At 58.0% G+C, this 18,545-nt stretch carries 17 protein-coding genes; 10 read left to right on the plus strand and 7 right to left on the minus strand.

Translation table 11 applies throughout. The features are described 5' to 3' along the window. Position 1 precedes the first annotated feature (1 nt). The 5 genes from H6973_03655 to H6973_03675 are packed head-to-tail and all read left to right on the plus strand — an operon-like array spanning position 2 to position 4,225. Positions 2-691: a F0F1 ATP synthase subunit A gene (locus tag H6973_03655; protein ID MCP5124751.1), complete on the plus strand. Its 690-nt coding sequence runs from the start codon at positions 2-4 to the stop codon at positions 689-691. An 18-nt stretch (positions 692-709) separates the two neighbouring features. Continuing rightward, positions 710-988 carry a F0F1 ATP synthase subunit C gene (locus H6973_03660; protein MCP5124752.1) on the plus strand — a complete coding sequence of 93 codons (279 nt, stop codon included), beginning with the start codon at positions 710-712 and terminating at the stop codon, positions 986-988. A gap of 2 nt (positions 989-990) precedes the next feature. Further along, complete coding sequence (locus H6973_03665; protein ID MCP5124753.1) at positions 991-1,773, plus strand: hypothetical protein; 783 nt, start codon at positions 991-993, stop codon at positions 1,771-1,773. Continuing rightward, positions 1,745-3,292, plus strand: a complete 1,548-nt coding sequence (locus H6973_03670; GenBank protein ID MCP5124754.1) for an alternate F1F0 ATPase, F1 subunit alpha — start codon at positions 1,745-1,747, stop codon at positions 3,290-3,292. Before H6973_03665 ends, H6973_03670 begins: the two co-directional genes overlap by 29 nt. Before the next feature lie 27 nt (positions 3,293-3,319). Then, positions 3,320-4,225, plus strand: a complete 906-nt coding sequence (locus H6973_03675) for a F0F1 ATP synthase subunit gamma (protein MCP5124755.1) — start codon at positions 3,320-3,322, stop codon at positions 4,223-4,225. Positions 4,226-4,234: 9 nt separating this feature from the next. Here the strand turns inward: H6973_03675 and H6973_03680 are convergent, their stop codons facing one another. Then, a complete protein-coding gene (locus H6973_03680; protein ID MCP5124756.1) occupies positions 4,235-5,512 on the minus strand; it encodes an acetate/propionate family kinase in 1,278 nt (425 codons plus the stop codon). 17 nt (positions 5,513-5,529) lie between these two features. Further along, positions 5,530-6,531 (minus strand): UTP--glucose-1-phosphate uridylyltransferase GalU, encoded by a 1,002-nt coding sequence (galU, locus tag H6973_03685; protein MCP5124757.1) that lies wholly within the window; start codon positions 6,529-6,531, stop codon positions 5,530-5,532. A gap of 271 nt (positions 6,532-6,802) precedes the next feature. On the opposite strand from galU, the gene recG reads away from it, so the two are divergent. Both recG and H6973_03695 read left to right on the plus strand, forming a co-directional pair. Continuing rightward, positions 6,803-8,881 carry an ATP-dependent DNA helicase RecG gene (recG, locus tag H6973_03690; GenBank protein ID MCP5124758.1) on the plus strand — a complete coding sequence of 693 codons (2,079 nt, stop codon included), beginning with the start codon at positions 6,803-6,805 and terminating at the stop codon, positions 8,879-8,881. Further along, positions 8,845-9,003 (plus strand): general secretion pathway protein GspB, encoded by a 159-nt coding sequence (locus tag H6973_03695; protein MCP5124759.1) that lies wholly within the window; start codon positions 8,845-8,847, stop codon positions 9,001-9,003. Before recG ends, H6973_03695 begins: the two co-directional genes overlap by 37 nt. Position 9,004: 1 nt before the next feature. Here H6973_03695 and ispH read toward each other — a convergent pair whose 3' ends face one another. The 5 genes from ispH to pgi form a co-directional block, all read right to left on the minus strand. Beyond that, entirely contained in the window at positions 9,005-9,943 is a 939-nt protein-coding gene (gene ispH, locus H6973_03700; protein MCP5124760.1) for a 4-hydroxy-3-methylbut-2-enyl diphosphate reductase, read from the minus strand. 19 nt (positions 9,944-9,962) lie between these two features. Next, positions 9,963-10,433 carry a lipoprotein signal peptidase gene (locus H6973_03705; GenBank protein MCP5124761.1) on the minus strand — a complete coding sequence of 157 codons (471 nt, stop codon included), beginning with the start codon at positions 10,431-10,433 and terminating at the stop codon, positions 9,963-9,965. Between the two features lie 91 nt (positions 10,434-10,524). Continuing rightward, complete coding sequence (locus tag H6973_03710; GenBank protein MCP5124762.1) at positions 10,525-10,665, minus strand: hypothetical protein; 141 nt, start codon at positions 10,663-10,665, stop codon at positions 10,525-10,527. 36 nt (positions 10,666-10,701) lie between these two features. Then, complete coding sequence (gene pyk, locus H6973_03715) at positions 10,702-12,177, minus strand: pyruvate kinase (GenBank protein ID MCP5124763.1); 1,476 nt, start codon at positions 12,175-12,177, stop codon at positions 10,702-10,704. Positions 12,178-12,253: 76 nt separating this feature from the next. Next, entirely contained in the window at positions 12,254-13,894 is a 1,641-nt protein-coding gene (gene pgi, locus H6973_03720) for a glucose-6-phosphate isomerase (GenBank protein MCP5124764.1), read from the minus strand. Positions 13,895-14,301: 407 nt separating this feature from the next. On the opposite strand from pgi, the gene H6973_03725 reads away from it, so the two are divergent. Genes H6973_03725 through H6973_03735 form a run of 3 tightly spaced genes read left to right on the plus strand, consistent with a single transcriptional unit; the run spans position 14,302 to position 18,543 of the window. Beyond that, on the plus strand, positions 14,302-14,985 hold the full coding sequence (locus H6973_03725; GenBank protein MCP5124765.1) for a DUF4214 domain-containing protein: 684 nt from the start codon (positions 14,302-14,304) through the stop codon (positions 14,983-14,985). A gap of 2 nt (positions 14,986-14,987) precedes the next feature. Continuing rightward, positions 14,988-17,351, plus strand: coding sequence for a glycosyltransferase (locus tag H6973_03730; GenBank protein MCP5124766.1), 2,364 nt, complete (start codon positions 14,988-14,990; stop codon positions 17,349-17,351). Continuing rightward, complete coding sequence (locus tag H6973_03735) at positions 17,344-18,543, plus strand: glycosyltransferase family 4 protein (protein ID MCP5124767.1); 1,200 nt, start codon at positions 17,344-17,346, stop codon at positions 18,541-18,543. The genes H6973_03730 and H6973_03735 overlap by 8 nt, the downstream gene beginning before the upstream one ends. Positions 18,544-18,545 lie beyond the last annotated feature (2 nt).

Raw genomic sequence — 18,545 nt, forward strand, 5'->3', positions numbered from 1 at the left:
CATGAACATCAGTCCTGATCAGATCGTGTTTTTTGAATCCGGTTTCATTCGCATCAGCGCCACGCTGGTTTTTACCTGGCTGGTCATGGCGTTGCTGGCGTTGCTGGCGCGCTGGATCACTCGCCGTCTGACCCAGGATGCCGTGCTGTCATCCTGGCAAAATTTACTCGAAGTTCTGGTGGAAGGGATTCAAGAGCAAATCCGCGATGTAACGCATCAGGATCCGACGCCTTACCTGCCCTTTATTGGCACGTTATTTATTTTTATCGCCGCCAGTAATCTGCTTTCGGTGGTTCCCGGCTTTGAATCTCCTACCGGGTCGCTGTCCACCACGACCGCCCTGGCGCTCTGTGTATTTATCGCGGTACCCTTGTATGGCATTCAACGCCGGGGGTGGCGGGCGTATCTGAAGGACTATATTGAACCGACGCCAATCATGTTGCCTCTGAACATCATTGGCGAATTATCCCGCACCCTGGCGTTAGCAGTGCGCTTGTATGGCAACGTAATGAGCGGTGCTGTGGTCGGGGCGATTCTGTTGATCATCACGCCCCTGTTGTTCCCGGTGCTGATGCATGCGCTGGAACTGCTGACCGGCTTGATTCAGGCGTATATCTTCGCCATTCTGGCCACGGTTTACCTGGCGGCGGCAACGGCGGCGCATGAAGGAAATAACCCCACTGAACACTGAATATGAGGGTTCATTCTTATGGACGCTACACTCATGATCGGCCTCGCCTCGATTATTACCGCCGGTCTAACGATCGCTATCGGCACGGTCGGCCCCGCACTGGCTGAAGGCCGGGCTGTAGCCCAGGCGCTGGCCGCTATCGCCCAACAGCCGGACGAAGCAGCGACCTTGAGCCGCAGCCTGTTCGTCGGATTGGCGATGATTGAATCGACGGCCATCTATTGCTTCGTCGTTTCGATGATCCTGATTTTCGCCAATCCGTTCTGGAATCATTTCATTACCGTCGCCGGTCAGTAGTCATGCAGGTTGACTGGTTCACCGTTGTTGCCCAGATTATCAACTTTCTGGTTCTGGTGTGGTTGCTCAAACGGTTCCTGTATGGGCCGATTACCGAGGCCATGACTGCTCGTCAGCAAAGGGTTGCAGCGGCTCTGGATGAGGCCCAGCAAAAATCGGAACAAGCCGAGGTAGAAGTCCGAAAATATCAGGATCAGCGCGTTGAATTGGAGGCCCAGCGCGAGCAGTGGCTGGAACAGGCTCGCCAGGAAATTGCGGCCCAGCGTGAAAAATGGTTGCAACAAACCCGGCGTGAGATCGACGTCCAGCGCGAAGAGTGGCTGAAGGCTTGGCGACGGGAACAAACAGAAAACCAGCGCGCCCTGCAACGGGAAGCCACACATCGGTTAACCGAAGCGGTTCGTCATGCCTTGCGCGAACTGGCGGATGCTGATTTGGAGCGGCGGATGCTCGAACCGCTGCTGACCCGGCTACGCGCTCTGGAGGCGAGCGAACGCGCAACGCTGGCGCAGGCGGCTTTGGGAGGATGCGTCATCAGCACTGCATTTCCATTGGATGTCTCCTTACAGCAACATTGCCAAGCAGCCCTGCGCGAACTGCTGGGGGATGGAATTAGCTTTGCCTTTCACCAGGACTCGAACGCGGCGTGCGGCATTACCCTGGAAATGCCTGGCCATCGCTTGGCCTGGACTCTGGATAGCTATCTTGACGGTTTCGACGAGGCGCTAGCCAGGGTATTGAACGCACCGGCGGCGGATGCAGGTAATGATAGCGAGTTCGCTTAATTTGTTCGCCCCGTTTGACGCCGCGTTAGCCACTTATCGCCCCTCCCCATCCGTGGTCGAGACCGGCATTGTGGAACGAGTGGGTCAGGGGGTCGCCCGGGTCAATGGCTTGCCCGGGGTTGAATCCATGGAACTGGTACGTTTCCCCAACAACATTCTCGGCATTGCTTTTAATCTCGATCCTGATGAAGTCGGGATAGTGTTGCTCAGCGATAGTAACGGACTCAAGGCCGGCGATCCGGTCGAGCGCACCGGGCGGGTGGTCGATACGCCGGTGGGTCCGGAACTTTTAGGACGGGTCGTCAATGCCCTGGGCGAGCCGCTGGATGAGGCAGGTCCGCTGATTACCGCAGAACGTCTGCCGCTGGAACGTCCGGCCCCAGCCATCATGCAGCGCGCGCCGGTCAGTGTGCCGCTGGCGACCGGCCTTAAAGTCATCGACGCCGCCATCCCAGTGGGACGCGGCCAGCGCGAACTGATTCTCGGCGACCGGCAGACCGGCAAGACCGCGCTGGCTGTGGATGCCATTCTTAACCAGGCTAGGCAAAATGTCATCTGTGTTTACTGCGGCATCGGCCAGCGCGGTTCAGCTGTCGCGCGAGTGATTGATGACCTTCGCCGACGCGGCGCGCTGCGCTACACTTTCCTGGTCGTCGCTGCCGGGGAAGACCCGCCTGGGTTACAAGTTCTGACGCCCTACGCGGCGACGACGATGGCCGAATGGTTCATGGCGCGAGGTCGTGACGTGTTGATTGTTTATGATGATTTGACCCGCCATGCCCAAGCCTATCGGGAACTGTCGCTATTGCTCCGTCGCCCGCCGGGCCGGGAAGCCTATCCTGGCGATATTTTCTACCTGCATTCCCGTCTGCTGGAGCGGGCCACGCATTTACGACCGGAGCAGGGCGGCGGCTCGCTGTCGGCATTGCCGATCATTGAAACCGAGGCGCAAAACCTGTCGGCTTACATTCCCACCAATCTGATTTCGATCACCGATGGACAAATTGTGCTGTCCTCCGAACTGGCGCGGAAAGGGATTTTGCCGGCGGTCGATGTCGGCGAATCGGTGTCGCGGGTCGGTGGCAAGACCCAGTTGCCGGCCTACCGGACCATTGCCGCTGAACTGCGGCTGGCTTATTCCCAGTTCGAGGAACTGGAAACCTTTGCCCGTTTTGGTACGCGGCTGGACGAAGCAACGCGCCAAACCATCGAGCGCGGACGCCGGGTGCGGGAAACGTTGAAGCAACGGCAATACCAGCCCTTGCCGGTCGCCGAGCAAATCGCCGTATTGCTGGCGGTCACCGAAGGCGTGTTCGATCCGGTACCTCTGGAACGAATGGCGGAGGCGGAACGGGCGGTGCACGAGCAAGCCGTTGCCCGTTGCCCGGACATCGGTTCGCGCATCGCTGCGGGATCGCCACTGAGCGACACAGACCGGGATGCTTTGCTCACAGCAGCGCGGGCGGCGGTTGTTGACCTTATCGCAAATTCCAATGCGCAGGCAGCCGCTTGCAAGTGAAATCTGTTTTAAAGAGCGATCAACGCCATGCCCACTCTGGAAGCACTGCGCCATACCTTGGCCACTGTCGAAGAATTGCGTTCGATCGTTCGCACCATGAAAGCGTTGGCGGCAGTCAGCATCCACCAGTATGACCAGGCGGTGAGCGCATTGGCCGATTACGACCGGGCGGTGCGGCAAGGATTGGCCGTCGTGTTGCGCGAGCAGGCGATGGAAACCGGGGTGCGAAGTCTGGTTTTAACCGGCGAAACGCCAGAGGCTCGGTCCACGGCAGGTCGCCCGTCAGCCATCGGCGCGGTGGCGTTTGGCTCCGATCATGGGCTGTGCGGGCGTTTTAACGAGGTATTGGCCGAACATCTCGCCATGACCTTGCATGATCGTCCGGAATCGCAGCGCTGGGTGCTGGCGGTCGGCGTCCGGCAGGCGGCGGCGCTGGAAGAACAAGGTTTATCCGTTCAGCAAGCATTCTACACACCGGGCGCGGCCAGTGCGATTCAACAAACTGTGCGGCAATTATTGCCGGTGTTGGAACAATGGCGGGAGGCGGGGGTCATCGAGATTCTGCTCTTCCATAATCGCCATCGTGGAGCGAACAGCCATGAACCGACCCAAGTGCAACTGTTGCCTCTCGATCCTGCGGCTCTAAGCCGCGAGGCACCCCCATCAACGCGTTCCCTGCCCGGTTATGCTGCTGATCGGGCCGAATTGCTGGCGGCATTGCTCCGGGAATGGCTGTTTGTGGAACTGTTCCGGGCCTGCGCCGAGTCGCTGGCCAGCGAACACGCCAGTCGCCTGTTGGCCATGCAAGCGGCTGAACGCAATATTGCTGACCGGTTAACAGCGTTGAATGCGGCTTACCGTCAGCAACGTCAGGAAGCGATTACCGCTGAATTGCTGGATGTGGTGGCCGGATTTGAGGCGACGATAGAATAGTCGCTCTGTTTACTTACTTAACACCAACTGCCGGGTATGCCGGGCGATAATCAGTTCCTCGTTGGTCGGCAGCACCCACACTGCGACGCGGCTGCCGGACCGGTCGATGCGCTGGCGGCTTTCCGCATTCGCCGCTGGGTCCATTTCAATGCCGAGCCAGCCTGACCGGGTGCAGACCTGTTCACGCACCGCTGCCGCATGTTCGCCAATCCCGCCAGTGAAAACCAGCGCATCCAGGCCGTCCAGCGCCGCCGCCAGGGAACCCAGTTCGCGGGCGATCCGGTAGCAGAAGTAATCCACCGCCAGTTTCGCGCTGGGATCGGAACTGGCCAGCAATTCACGCATGTCATTGCTGATGCCCGACAATCCCAGCAGACCGGACTGCTTATAAAGCAGATTAGTCAAATCCTTCGCGCCCAGGCCATGCCGTTCAATCAGGTAGATCAGCACCCCAGGGTCCAGCGACCCCGTGCGCGTTCCCATTGGCAGTCCTTCCACCGCAGTAAAACCCATAGTGCTAGCCATGCTTCGCCCGTCGCGCATGGCGCACATGCTGGCGCCATTGCCCAGATGTGCGACTACCACCCGGCCTGTCGCGGATGTCCCGGCGATTTCGGCCAGCGCGCCAGCAATGTATTCATAGGAAAGTCCATGAAAACCATAGCGGCGCACGCCCTCCTCACGGTAGATGTGCGGCAGGGCGAACAATTTAGCCAGTTCGGGCTGAACATAGTGGAAAGCGGTGTCAAAACAACCGACCTGGGGCAGATCAGGCCGCACTGCGCGCAGGGCGCGAATCCCAGCTAAGTTGTGCGGTTGATGCAGCGGCGCCAGCGGGATGAAATGCTCCAGACGCGTCACGGTCTCGGGCGTAAGCAATTGGGGATCGCTGTACTCCTCGCCGCCATGCACCACACGATGGCCTGCCGCGACCACTGCAGGCAGACCGGGAGTTTTTTCCAGCCAGCTCAACAGGTCGCGCAACGCCGCCTGATGATCATAAATCGTCGTCTTCGACGCAGTCGTGGGGGTTGTCGGCGGGTCGGTCGCCCGGCGCCGATGATCAGGCCCCAGCTTGCGATACTGACCCGACTCCGGCGTTAAGCGAATATCGGCTAGCACCTGTCCGGCATGGTCGAATGCCTTAAAATGCGGATTGTCCTCGCCGATGTTTTCCTGCAAACCCCGGCAGACCAGTTCCAGTTCGCCACTGTCCGCCGGTAGGGCAAACACCGAGAACTTGATGCTGGATGAACCGGCGTTGAGAACCAGTAACCCCTGGGACATGGCAATTTCCTCCTGATTCAAAGCGGATCAGCGTCGACTTCTTCTCTCAGGGAAGAAGGATCCGAATTAGATGGAGAGGCGGCGGGCGCAGTATCGCCAAACCGGCAACCGTGAGATTGCAAATAGTTCCGAAACTGTTCGCCGAGTTCAGGGTGACGCAAACCATATTCTACAGTCGCTACCAGGTAGCCGAGCTTATTACCGCAGTCGTGCCGTCGCCCGGTGAATTCATAGGCCAACACCTGTTCCTCGCTCAGCAGCGCAGCAATGCCATCGGTCAACTGAATCTCATTGCCCGCCCCGCGCGGGATATTCGTCAACAGGTCGAAGATGCGGGAGGTCAGAATATAACGACCGACGACCGCCAGATTGGACGGCGCATTCTCCGGTTTGGGCTTCTCAATAATGCTATCGACATTACTCAGCCGGGTGGCGAAGGGCAGTGGGTGAACGATGCCATACTTGTCTGATTCCGCGATCGGCACCCGCTCCACACCTAGAATCGAACATTGGTATTTATTGAAATGCCGGGTCATCTGACTCATGACGCCACCTTCAACCTGATCTTCCTCGATGAGGTCGTCGGCCAGAATCACCGCGAAAGGCTCCTCGCCGACCGCTGGCCGGGCGCACAACACCGCATGCCCCAAACCCAAAGCCTCGGCTTGGCGGATATACACACACTCCACGCCGCTGGGCACAATGCCGCGCACCACTTTGAGCAGGTCAGTCTTCTGGCGGGCTTCCAATTCCGCTTCCAGTTCGTAAGCCTTATCGAAATGATCGGCAATGGCGTTTTTGGTACGCCCGATAATGAACACCAGGGTATCCACCCCCGCCGCCACAGCCTCCTCAACTGCGTACTGAATGAGTGGTTTATCGACGATAGGCAGCATTTCCTTGGGACTGGCCTTGGTAGCGGGCAGGAATCGTGTTCCCAAACCAGCCACCGGGAAAACCGCTTTGCGCACTTGCCGTTTCACTGCGTCTACCTCGCTGATGGTTTTATTCCATGACATCCTTTCGAATACCGGGCATTGTGCGGCATCGCAGCATACTGAACAAGCACTAATGAGGCGCTTTTAGAATCTCAATTTTTCCATAAACCGAGTGAACTTTTCCAAGTGCGGAAACCTGCCCATAGTCGCAGCAATGCTGAACTGATAGGTGGTGGTCTGATCCCATTTAAACCTCATTTGTGTTATCTTTATTATCGTATACTTCTCTATCGATTGATTTTTTCAAGTACCTGGCCCTGTAGGACCCTATGCAAACAAACTTGGCGCCATCATCAGCAAGAATTTGATTTCGATTACTACCCTCAAAGGCGTTGGCCCGAAGCTGGCGGAACGCTTGCGGCGACTCGGCCTGCATACCGTCGAGGATGTATTGCTCCATTTGCCGTTGCGTTATCAAGACCGCAGCCGCATCACTCCTATCGATCAGTTGCAGCCCGGCGAAGAGGCGCAGATCGAGGCGATCGTGGTTGGCAGCCGGATCAGCGGGAACAGCCGGCGTTTCCTGCTCTGTCACCTGCAGGATGGAACCTGCGATCTCACCCTGCGTTTCTTTCACTTTAGTCCCGCGCAACAACAATGGCTCTGCCAAACCGGCGCCCGGTTGCGTTGCTTTGGCGAAGTGCGCACCGGTTATACTGGCGGTCTGGAAATGATCCACCCGGAATGCCGCCGAATTGAGCCGGATACGCCGCCGGTGGAGGACCGCTTGACCCCGATCTATCCGGCGACCGCTGGTTTGCAACAATTCACCCTGCGCGGTTTGGCCGAACAGGCGCTGGAATGTCTGGAGACAGCGGCGCTGTTGCCGGAACTGCTGCCGCCGGCCTTGCTGGATCAACTCAAGCTGCCGCCGATTGCTCAAGCCGTGCGGCTGCTCCATCAACCACCGACCGATATCGTGCTGGCGGAATTGGAGAACGGTCGCCACCCAGCTCGGCGACGGCTGGCTTTCGAGGAAATGCTGGCGCATCAGCTCAGTTTACGCCGGCTGCGTGAACAGACTCGCCGCCAGGTCGCACCGCCGCTGGTCGGCGGCAGTTTGAGTCAGCGCTTTCTGGAACGCCTGCCCTTCATCCTCACCGGCGCTCAGCAACGGGTTCTGGAGGAAATTACCGCCGATCTGGCGCAACCCCGTCCCATGTTGCGGCTCTTGCAAGGCGATGTGGGTTCAGGCAAAACAGTGGTCGCTGCGGTAGCTGCGTTACGTGCGGTGGAAACTGGCGCTCAGGCGGTGCTCATGGCTCCGACGGAACTGTTGGCCGAACAACATCACCGCAATTTTCGTGACTGGTTGGGCGAACTGGGTTTGGAAGTCGCCTGGTTGACCGGACGGTTGACTGGCAAGGCGCGACGGCTGTTGCTGGAACGGCTAGCTGCTGGCGAGGTTCAAGTGGCAGTGGGCACCCACGCGCTGTTTCAGGAGGCGGTCGCTTTCGCGGAACTAGCCCTGGTGATCGTCGATGAGCAACATCGTTTCGGCGTTCATCAACGGTTGGCCTTGCGCGAGAAAGGCCGTACTGAAGGCCGTTGTCCCCATCAGTTGATCATGACCGCGACGCCGATTCCGCGCACGTTGGCGATGAGCGCCTACGCCGATCTTGACACCTCGATCATCGACGAATTACCGCCCGGTCGCCGTCCGGTCAAAACCGTGGCCGCGCCTGATCATCGCCGCGATCAGATTATCGAACGAATTCGTCAAGCTTGTCGCAACGGTCGCCAGGCGTACTGGGTCTGCCCGCTGATCGAAGAGTCCGAGACGCTGCAATGTCAGGCGGCTACCGTGACCGCCGAACAATTGACCGAACTGTTGCCGGAACTGCGCATTGGCCTAGTGCATGGCCGGCTGGCGGCCAACGCCAAGGAGGCGGTGATGGCCGCTTTCAAGGCCGGGGAGCTGGAGCTGTTGGTCGCTACCACCGTCATCGAGGTCGGGGTCGACGTACCCAACGCCAGCCTGATGGTTATCGAGAATCCCGAGCGCCTGGGCCTGGCGCAACTTCATCAACTGCGCGGGCGCATTGGGCGCGGCAGCATCGACAGCAGTTGTGTGCTGCTCTACAAACCGCCGCTATCCCAGGTTGCGCATACCCGGCTGGCGGTCTTGCGGGAATGTCACGACGGTTTTGAAATCGCTCGCCGCGATCTGGAATTGCGCGGTCCCGGCGAAGTGTTGGGCACCCGGCAAACCGGCGAGCAAAGTTTGCGCATTGCCGATCTGTTGCGCGATCAGGATTTACTGAATGTCGTGCGTCATACCGCCGATTTATTGTTGCGCGACCATCCGGACTGCGTAGAGCCGCTGATCCGCCGTTGGATTGGCGCCGGGGCGCGTTACGGCGAGGTGTAACCAACGGCCCGCCTTGTCGAGAAGGCGAACGACTGGAGGAAGGGCTGTTGTTGGAAGCAGTGACCGCCGACGGTGCGGTTCTACGTCAAGGCAGTCAGCGATTTCAGTTGCCGGTGCGGTGATCTATCGTAATTCCTTCGGCAACGCAAACACGACGTTTTCCTCCCGGCCTGCGCTTTCCACTACGGTTTCTGTCCCCAGTTCCCGTAGCCGGGCGATGACCTGTTGCACCAGCACCTCGGGCGCGGAAGCGCCCGCAGTGACGCCGATCGCGGTTTTACCAACCAGCCACAATGGATCGATATCGTCCGGCCCGTCGATGAGTTGCGCTGGCGCGCCTGCCTTCTCGGCCAGTTCCCGCAAGCGGTTGGAATTGGAACTGTTGCGCGAACCCACCACCAGGAGCAACTCACAATCTCGCGACAAATCCTTGACTGCATCCTGACGGTTCTGGGTGGCGTAACAGATATCGTCCTTACGCGGACCCTGGATCGCCGGGAAGCGTTCGCGCAAGGCGGCCACGATCCGCGCTGTGTCATCTACGGATAAAGTGGTTTGGGTAACATAAGCCAGTTCAGCAGGATTGCGCACCTCCAATGCTTGCACATCCTGAACTGTTTCCACCAGATACATCCGTCCGCCGGCGCTCTCGTCATATTGGCCCATGCTGCCTTCGACTTCGGGATGGCCGGCATGGCCGATCAGGATCACCTCGCGCCCGGCGCGGGCATGGCGGCTGACCTCCAGATGAACTTTAGTGACCAGCGGACAGGTTGCGTCGAAGACCTTCAATCCCCGCTGAGCGGCTTGTTCCTGGATGGCGCGCGACACGCCGTGGGCGCTAAAAATGACTGTCGCTCCATCCGGCGCTTCGTCAAGTTCTTCGACGAACACGGCCCCGCGTTGTCGCAAGTTGTCGACTACAAAGCGGTTATGCACCACTTCATGGCGCACATAGATCGGCGCTCCAAAAAGATCCAGCGCCCGCTCGACGATGCCGATGGCGCGGTCCACACCGGCGCAGAAGCCGCGAGGGTTAGCCAGGTGAATGTGTGCGGTCATGGGGTATCAGGCATCCGGTTCAGGTTTTGGAGGGCCGCAGCCAGAGACTTTCTACGATCAGCAGCACTGCGCCAGCGGTAATGGCGGAATCGGCGATATTAAAGGCGGGCCAGTACCAGCGGTCATAGTAGATCTGGATAAAATCAATCACCTGGCCCAGCCAAGCCCGGTCAATCAGATTGCCAATCGCGCCGCCTAGAATCAGCGCAAGTGCGACTGCTAGCCATTTTTCCTGCGGTTTAAGCCTCGTCAGCCAAATTACCAACCCAATGCTGACCAACATACCCAGTCCCAAAAAGAACCAACGTTGCCAACCGCCTGCGTCAGCCAGGAAGCTGAAAGCCGCACCGGTATTGTAAGTCAGCATCAAGTTGAAAAAGGGTATCACGGGTACTGGCTGATGCATCACCAGCAGCGTCTCCGCAAGGTATTTGGTGGCCTGGTCAAGGACGATGACCAGCAGGCTCAGCCAGATCCAGGGTTTGATCATTGGTTTTTTCCAGGCAAAGCATTAATCTGCCTGGCGCTGCTGTTGTAGCACATTGGCCTATTCCTAAAAACCCCTTCAAGGGTATCAGTTTTCAGCAACCGCTTGGCCCACTGTTCCAGTTGCGGCGCAGTTCCTTCAGCGTTTTCCACGGCGAATCAAAGTTGCCCAGATGATCCGGCAGCTTGCGGTGCTTGCGGGAGGGATGGCTGCTGTTGTGCCAGAATGCGATCATGTGATTGCTCCAAAACTCGACAAACGTCGAAAACCCTCAATCGCCCCGCTCCACCTTGACCACCTTGATCATATTCGCCCCACCGGATACGCCCACCGGCACCCCGGCGGTGAACACCACGATTTCCCCTTCCTGAACCATACCCTTGTTCAACAGAAACTCGGTCGCTGAACTCAATAAATCATCCACCGAGGTCACGACCGCGCCTAGTTGCAACGGCTCCACGCCCCAGACTAATGCTAATCGTCGCAAAGTCGCCGGCTTCGGACTGAACGCGATCAGCGGCATTGAAGGCCGGAATTTGGCCAGTCCCAGCAGACTCGACCCACTGTTGGTGAAACCGACCAGGTAACGGGCACACACCTTGTCGGCCAGGTCCATCGTCGCGAAATGCACCGCATCCTCGATACGCAGACAGGCGTTAGCCAGCAATTCCTCCTGGGTCAGCACATTCTTGCGCATCAGGGTTTTGAAAATCTCGCTGGCCTCGACGTTAAGCGCAATGTTCTTCATCATCCGCACCGCGTCCACTGGATACTGACCCATCGCCGTTTCCGCCGACAGCATGACCGCATCCGTGCCGTCCATGATCGCGTTGGCGACATCGTTCGCCTCGGCGCGGGTCGGTCGCGGGTTGTTGATCATCGATTCCAGCATCTGCGTTGCCGTGATCACCGGCTTGCCGGCAATGTTGCATTGACGAATCAACGTCTTCTGCATCAACGGCACTTCCTGTGGCGAAGTTTCCACGCCCAGATCGCCACGCGCCACCATGATCGCGTCCGCAACGGCAATAATGCCCGCACTGGACCGGAAGGCTTCCGGCTTCTCAATCTTGGCGATGATCGGAATCTTGCGGCCATGCGTGGTGAGCATGACGTTGATTAGTTCCTTGACATCGTCAGCGTCGCGCACAAACGACAACGCCACGTAATCCAGTTCGTGGTCGTAGGCAAACTGCAAATCGCCGCGATCCTTGTCGGTCATCGCCGAAATTTTCAACTTGACGTTCGGCAGATTGACGCCCTTGCGCGGCTTCAGTCGTCCGCCGTTAACCACGCAGGTGAAAATTTCCTGTCCCTCAATGCGATCAACCGTAACTTCAAACAAGCCATCGTCAATCAGCACACGGTCGCCGGGGTGTACTTCTTCATGCAGAGTGCGGTGATCAATGGCGACTTTCTTAACGCCATCGTGGACGCCGCCCGTCACATCGTTGGTCGTCAACACCAGAGTCTCGCCGGCAGCGACCTCTAGAAACTCCCCATCCAACTGACCCAAGCGAATCTTCGGACCTTGCAAATCCTGGAAAATCGCCACATGCCGGTTCAGCTTCCGCGCAGCCTCCCGCACCATCTGGACAGATAGCGCATGGTCTTCATGATTGCCGTGCGAGAAGTTCAACCGGATCACATCCACGCCTTCCCGCAACAGGGACTCGATGGTGTCTGCGTTGTGGGAACTCGGCCCCAGCGTCGCAACAATCTTGCTGAATTTCATAACTTTGGACATATTCGCGATGATCCAGGCATGGAAAAATCCGTTGGTTTGCAGGGACGCATATCTCTACGCCCCTGCAATGAATGGATCAATCCGGCGTGCGACAGAATTCGATCAACCCCACGGTCGACGCATCATGCCCAGCGACCGGTCGTTCGCCCTTCAATTCCGGCAGGATCGCATTGGCCAATTGCTTGCCCAGCTCCACGCCCCACTGATCGAAGGAATTGATATTCCAGATCACGCCCTGGGTAAAGACCTTATGTTCATACAGCGCCAGCAGGGAACCGAGCACTTTCGGGGTCAGGCGACGATAGAACAGGCTGGTGCTGGGCCGGTTGCCAGGGAACACCTTGTACGGTAGCAATTGCTCCAGCGCCTCGCCGCTCAGGCCCTGCTTCTCCAGTTCCGCCCGGGCCTGCGCCTCGGTCTTGCCGACCATCAGCGCCTCGGCTTGCGCCAGACAGTTGGCCAGCAGAATCGGGTGATGATCGCCAATCGGATTCGGACTGTGCGCCGGGGCCAGGAAATCCGCCGGGACCAGGTGCGTGCCCTGGTGCAGCAACTGATAGAACGCATGTTGACCATTATTTCCCAGACCGCCCCACAGAATCGGGCCGGTGTTGACCTGCACAGTCTGGCCTTCCCGGTCAATGCTCTTGCCATTGCTCTCCATATCCAGTTGTTGCAGATAATCTGGCAAGGAGCGCAGGTAATCATCATAAACCAGCGTCACCTGGCTATCCGCGCCGAAAAAGTCGATATACCAGACGCCGAGCATGCCCAAAATCACCGGCAGGTTTTCCTCCAGCGGCGCGGTGCGGAAATGCTCGTCCATTTCATGTGCGCCGTCCTGCAATTCCAGGAAATTCTCCATGCCCAGATACACAATGATCGGCAGGCCAATCGCCGACCATAGCGAATAACGCCCGCCGACCCAGTCCCAGAACTCGAACATGTTGGCGGTATCAATGCCGAACTTGCTGACGCCTTCCGCGTTGGTGGACACGGCCACGAAATGCTTGGCCACCGCCGATTCATCACCCAGTTCACGCACCAGCCAGGCCCGTGCGGTATGGGCGTTGGTCATGGTTTCCTGGGTGGTAAAGGTCTTGGAAGCGACGATGAACAGGGTGCTTTCCGGATCGCAATCGGCCAGCACATGACTGATGTGCGCGCCGTCCACATTGGAAACAAAGTGCATCCGCAAGGTCGGGTCGCCATAAGGCTCCAGCGCCTGACACACCATTTTCGGCCCCAGATCGGAACCGCCGATACCGATATTGACCACGTCGCGAATGCGCTTGCCGGTATGGCCACGCCATTTGCCCCGGCGAATCTGCTCGGAGAACTTGCGCATGTGCTCCAGAACTTCATTGACGCCCGGCATGACGTCCTGACCCTTGACCAGAATGGGTCGATTACTGCGATTGCGTAGCGCGACATGCAGCACCGCCCGCTTTTCGGTGTGATTAATGATCTCACCGCTGAACATCCGCTCGATCCAGACCGGCAACTGCGCCTGACGGGCCAGTTCAGTCAACAAACCAAGCGTCTCCCCCGTTATGCGGTGCTTGGAGAAATCGACCAGCAAGTCGCCGAATCGTCGGGAGAAAGTGGTGAAACGTCCGGGATCGGCAGCGAACAGATCGCGTAGATGCAGGTTGGCGATCGCATCATGATGGGCTTGCAGTTCTTGCCAAACCGGCAGGTTGCTGGGAACAGACATGGACAGCTTCCTTATTCAATGTGTTTAAATGCGGGCAAAACCGGATGGAGCAAACCGCCCCGCTGCAGTCGATTAACGACATTGCGTGATCGATTTTCCGATGCGGGGTTCCTGATTACTATAGTTTCTCCTGAAATTCCTGTCGAATGCTGACAGCTCTTTCCCTATCGTAACCGTTCAGTCCCCCCTTTTAGCAAAGGGGGTGAGGGGGGATTTTGGCCCCGTCGCTCGTGCGCAATCCCCTCCGGCTCCCCTTTTCCAAAGGGGGGAGGTGAACGCTCACTCCCCCCATCATAGATAGCGGATTTATCCTGAGTATAAATTTTCAGGGCGATCTGCAATATAATGCGGCCCTTGCTTAAAATCAGCACTTAACGCGTTACTCAGACCACAAGATCACTGCCCCTATGGTGGATATAGCCCCTCCAGAAATTGACGTGGACCTGCTCATGCGCCGGGTGCGCGAGGACGCTGAACGCTTTCGGCGAGGGTTGCCCCTGCAAAACGGCCTCCCGATGGCTTTCGCGACTCCATCAAACGCCACCTTTAACCTGCCTCGCCTGTCTGAAACCGCCAGCGAATTGGCGTTCAAGGCTCGTTATACGCTGGATGAATTGCTTGACCGTCACGATGAGGATTTTCTCCGCACAGCCTACCGGGTTCTGCTGGGCCGTATGCCCGACGCCAGCGGCCTGCAAAGTTTTCTGGGAGGCTTGCGCGCCGGTCGTCTTTCCAAGATTGACATTCTCGGACGATTGCGTTTTTCCCAGGAAGGCCGACAACGCAGGATTCCCGTGCAGGGACTATTGTTACCTTGGCTGGCACAGACCGCCTACCGTCTGCCGGTGCTGGGTTATATTTTGGCGTGGTTGAATTACCTGGCGCGTCTGCCTCGTCTCGTAGGTCACTGGAGCCGCTTCGAAGCGTTTGTCATGTTCCGCCAGCAGGAACAAACGGCCCGACTCAACGACCTGCTGGCGCAATTGGAAACCGAATTGCGGACTACGCGGCAACGGTTGGCCGTCTGTGAAATGCGACTACAACAGTGGGAGCAATCCAGCCGTGATCCTCGATCCAAAGATAAAGGGTGACTATGTCTTCCAAGCGGCGCACGCTCGCGCTGGTGATCCCCTGGTTTGGCCATAACCTCAAGGGCGGCGCCGAGCAACAAGCCTGGCAGATCGCCACCCGGCTCGCGGCGCGCGGTCATCAGGTCGAGGCATTGACGACTTGTTGTCGCTCGTTTCTCAATGACTGGGCGGAAAACCATCTGCCGGCTGGCGAGACGATTGAGGATGGCGTAACCATTCGTCGTTTTCCAGTAGATCGACGCGACCATGTCCGCTTCGAACGCCTGAATGCAGAGCTGCTGGCCTTGCCTCGTGACTGTCTCAAACCCGGTGTACCTCCAGTCGAACCGGAATGGGGCGCTATCTGGACGCACGAGAACATTCACTCCCAGGCGCTCTACCGTTACTTGGACCAGCAGCGCGCCACTGACACCGTTTTCCTGTTCATCCCGTATCTATACGGCCCAACGCTGACCGGCTTACCCCAAGTCGCCGACCGGGCCTGGCTGCAACCCTGTTTGCATGATGAAGCGTATGCCTATTTACCCGAAGTAAGTTACGTTTTTCATCAGGCGCGTGGCCTGCTATTTAACTCGGCGGGAGAACAGCAACTGGCGGCGCGGTTATATGGCCCCCACGTCTGGGCCAGGAGTCTGGTGACGGGCGAAGGCATTGAGTTTGCCGACATCGCCGATGATCATCGCGCGTCGCTGCCGGAATCCTTGCACAGCCAGCCCTTTCTGCTGTGCCTGGGGCGGCGCGATCCCGAGAAGGGCGTCGAACGCCTGATAGACGCTTTTCACCGTTTCCAGGCGGCGCAACTGGCAAGTCCCCTCGCTTTGGCGCTGGCCGGTCCCGGAGTCCGTGATTATGGCGATCCGACGGCTGGCGTCATTGATCTCGGTCTGGTCGACGAATCAACCAAGGCCGCGCTACTGCAAGGTTGCCGTCTGCTGTGTCAGCCCAGCACGAACGAAAGTTTTTCCCGGGTGCTGTTCGAGGCTTGGTACTGCGGCAAGCCGGTCATCGTGCACCGTGATTGCCTGGCGACCGCGTTGGCCGTGCGCGATGCCGATGGAGGTTGGCTGGCGGGTTCAACGAAAGAGTGGAGCGAACTGCTGGCCGATTTGGCGACATTGCCGGAAACCGAACTAGCCGCACGGGGTGAGCGCGGACGGCAATACGCCTTGACGCACTGTGACTGGGAACGAGTGATCGACCGTTATGAACAGGCGCTGGGCCTGATTGCGAGCGATGCCCGGTCAGCGGTTTCTCTTGCATCTGGTGCGTTGTCCCGGCAACCCGCAATTCATCAGCTCTTGCCCAATTTGTCCTACGGCGACGCCATTTCCAACCAGGCCATGCAGTTACGCGACGAATTACGCACTCAGGGCTACCGTTCAGATATCCTGGTTCGTTTCATCGATCCCCGTGTGGCTGGAGAATGTCAGCGTTACACAGAGGGCGATCTCGCTCCAGAGGATGGCTTGTTCTATCACCATTCCATTGGTAGTGAGCTAACCCCCGTCGCTGTGGCGCATTCCGGCCCAAAGTGCCTGATCTATCATAATATTACACCCGCCGAATTTCTTACTCCCTATCGTCCTGATCTCGCCAGGCTGCTGCGTGAAGGACGCGAAGCGCTTTGGCGACTGGTTCCGGCGTTTTCTTATTCAGTGGGCGATTCCCATTACAATGCCGAAGAACTGGCTTTATTCGGCTTTTCCGAACCGGGGGTATTGCCGCTGGTAATCGATCCGGGCCACTGGCGAGTTCCTGCCGACCCGGCGCTCATGCGCCAACTTCAGGATGGCCAGCGCAATCTGCTGTTCGTTGGCCGTTACGCGCCTAACAAATGCCAGCACCAATTGATTGAAGCTTTTACCCATTACCTCAGGATGGACCCCCAGGCCCGGTTGATTCTGATCGGCGGCGGCGAACCGGAAGATCCTTATGCGCACTATCTGCAATCGATGATCAATGCCCTGGGCTTACGCGAACAGATCGTGTTGCCGGGTCAGATCAATGATGCCGAACTCCAAGCCTATTATCGGACTGCGCACCTGTTCTGGAGTATGAGCGAGCATGAGGGTTTTTGTGTGCCGCTGATTGAAGCGATGTGGTTCGATGCGCCCATTCTTGCCTTCCACAGCTCTGCAATTCCTGAAACGCTGGCAGGATCAGGCGTTCTGTTTACCGATAAAGGCGATTTAGCGGCAGTCGCAATGCTGGCCCAACAACTGGCTGGCGACGACGCGCTCAGATCGACGGTGCTGGAAAAACAGCGCCAGCGCCGCTGGGCTTTCGCGCCCGAAGCCATTCGTCCGCGCCTGATCGAACTGCTGGCGGGTTTAGCGCCTGCCGATACAGGATGCGCCCATGCCTAGAGTCGCCTTCGTTGTGCAGCGCTGTGGGCGCGAGGTCAATGGCGGCGCCGAGGCGCTTACACTGGCGATTGCCCGGCGAATGGCGGATTATTGGGATACCGAGGTTCTAACCACCTGCGCATTGGATTATATCGATTGGAAAAACCATTATCCGGAAGGCGTCGAAGCTATAGATGGCGCGCTAATTCGTCGTTTTCCGGTCGCCGCGCCACGCGATATCGAATCGTTCAACCGCCTGTCTGATCAATTGCGCACCCGTTGCCGGGACGCCAAACTGGAGGAACAGGAACATTGGATGCGCGCTCAGGGGCCTTGGTCGCCAGCCCTGTTCAATTATATTGAACAGCAGGTCAACGCCTATGATGCTTTCATCTTCTTTGGCTATCTTTATGCGCAAACCTGGTTTGCCTTGCCCAAGGTCGCTCATAAAGCGGTTCTCGCCCCATTGGCCCATGACGAGTGGGCCATTTATCTGAACTTCTGGGACCGCTTGTTCAAACTCCCACGAACTTTCATCTTTAATACGGTAGAAGAGCGTGAATTTCTGCATCAGCGCTTTCCTGACGCTCGTCTGGAGGGAGCGGTAGCCGGGGTGGCGGTCGACCGTCCAGCGAGCATCGACCCAGGCCGTTTTCGTAATGAATATGGCATCGATGAGGATTTTTTGCTGTATGTGGGAAGGATCGATCCCTCGAAAGGCTGCGATGAATTATTTGACTTTTTTATTCGCCATCGCAAACAGGGCGGAATACCCGGCAAGCTGGCGCTGCTTGGCAAACCGGTGATGACCATTCCCGATCATCCCGATATTCTTCCGTTAGGCTTTGTCACCGAACAGACCAAGTGGGACGCCCTGGCGGCCTGTGCAGCGCTGATTATGCCGTCGCCGCATGAGAGCTTGTCCATGGTATTGCTGGAAGCCTGGTCGGTGGGCAAGCCGGTGTTAGTGAATGGACGCTGCGCAGTGCTAGTCGGTCAGTGCCGACGCGCCCATGGCGGTCTCTGGTATGAAGATTTTGCCGAGTTCACGCGAGGACTGGCGACCCTGCTGGAAGGACGAGTTCCCGGCGTGTTGGGCCGCCAGGGCTGGCGCTTTGTCAGGGAGAATTATTCCTGGCCGGTGATCGAGAAAATCTATCTGGATACCGTCGATGCGATGGTTGCCGTAAATAATTTGCGAAGCGGAGAATGAAG

The organism is Gammaproteobacteria bacterium (assembly GCA_024235095.1).
Lineage (GTDB): Bacteria > Pseudomonadota > Gammaproteobacteria > Competibacterales > Competibacteraceae > UBA2383.

Coding starts and splice junctions, on each gene's coding strand:
- H6973_03655 (MCP5124751.1), top strand. CDS start 2: ATGAACATCAGTCCTGATCAGATCGTGTTTTTTGAATCCGGTTTCATT.
- H6973_03660 (MCP5124752.1), top strand. CDS start 710: ATGGACGCTACACTCATGATCGGCCTCGCCTCGATTATTACCGCCGGT.
- H6973_03665 (MCP5124753.1), top strand. CDS start 991: ATGCAGGTTGACTGGTTCACCGTTGTTGCCCAGATTATCAACTTTCTG.
- H6973_03670 (MCP5124754.1), top strand. CDS start 1,745: ATGCAGGTAATGATAGCGAGTTCGCTTAATTTGTTCGCCCCGTTTGAC.
- H6973_03675 (MCP5124755.1), top strand. CDS start 3,320: ATGCCCACTCTGGAAGCACTGCGCCATACCTTGGCCACTGTCGAAGAA.
- H6973_03680 (MCP5124756.1), bottom strand. CDS start 5,512: ATGTCCCAGGGGTTACTGGTTCTCAACGCCGGTTCATCCAGCATCAAG.
- galU (MCP5124757.1), bottom strand. CDS start 6,531: ATGTCATGGAATAAAACCATCAGCGAGGTAGACGCAGTGAAACGGCAA.
- ispH (MCP5124760.1), bottom strand. CDS start 9,943: ATGACCGCACACATTCACCTGGCTAACCCTCGCGGCTTCTGCGCCGGT.
- H6973_03705 (MCP5124761.1), bottom strand. CDS start 10,433: ATGATCAAACCCTGGATCTGGCTGAGCCTGCTGGTCATCGTCCTTGAC.
- H6973_03710 (MCP5124762.1), bottom strand. CDS start 10,665: ATGATCGCATTCTGGCACAACAGCAGCCATCCCTCCCGCAAGCACCGC.
- pyk (MCP5124763.1), bottom strand. CDS start 12,177: ATGTCCAAAGTTATGAAATTCAGCAAGATTGTTGCGACGCTGGGGCCG.
- pgi (MCP5124764.1), bottom strand. CDS start 13,894: ATGTCTGTTCCCAGCAACCTGCCGGTTTGGCAAGAACTGCAAGCCCAT.
- H6973_03725 (MCP5124765.1), top strand. CDS start 14,302: ATGGTGGATATAGCCCCTCCAGAAATTGACGTGGACCTGCTCATGCGC.
- H6973_03730 (MCP5124766.1), top strand. CDS start 14,988: ATGTCTTCCAAGCGGCGCACGCTCGCGCTGGTGATCCCCTGGTTTGGC.
- H6973_03735 (MCP5124767.1), top strand. CDS start 17,344: ATGCCTAGAGTCGCCTTCGTTGTGCAGCGCTGTGGGCGCGAGGTCAAT.